2 protein-coding genes are annotated in these 457 nt (G+C 43.5%); both read left to right on the forward strand.

Features of this window, described 5'->3' with window-relative positions; all coding sequences use genetic code 11:
* On the forward strand, nucleotides 1–248 hold a 248-nt coding region (locus A3729_RS10250; RefSeq protein WP_082882082.1), incomplete at its 5' end, for a FixG Ig-like domain-containing protein.
* Between the two features lie 43 nt (nucleotides 249–291).
* Nucleotides 292–457, forward strand: a 166-nt coding sequence (locus tag A3729_RS34555) for a FixH family protein (protein ID WP_197475761.1), incomplete at its 3' end; no start/stop codon positions are given.

Raw genomic sequence — 457 nt, forward strand, 5'->3', positions numbered from 1 at the left:
TTATGAATATGAGCGATGAACCCCATGATTTTGACATTACCGTCAAAGGCATTGAAGGGATAAAGATTACCACACCCACTACGGTATCCGTGAAAGCCGGAGAAGTATACACTCAACCAACTAGCATAGAAGTCGACCCCATACATATGGAAGTCACCCACTATGATATTGAGATTACCGTCAAGGCTACAGATAACCCAGACTTGGTCGCATCAAGCGAAAGCCGCTTTTTAGGCAGCGCTGAATAAAGCGACACAATAGAAATTAACTAAGCACAACCGAGGTAATGAAATGAAAGCAGCACAAGATGAACAAGCTAAAAAACCATGGTTCAAACAGCCGTGGCTTTGGTTTGTCCTGAGCGTACCTATTGCTTCGGTTATACTCAGCAGCATTATGGTAACTGTTGCTGTTGTTGGTCGTGACACTCTGGTTAGCGACAACTATTACAAGGATG

Source organism: Oleiphilus sp. HI0043 (genome assembly GCF_001634935.1).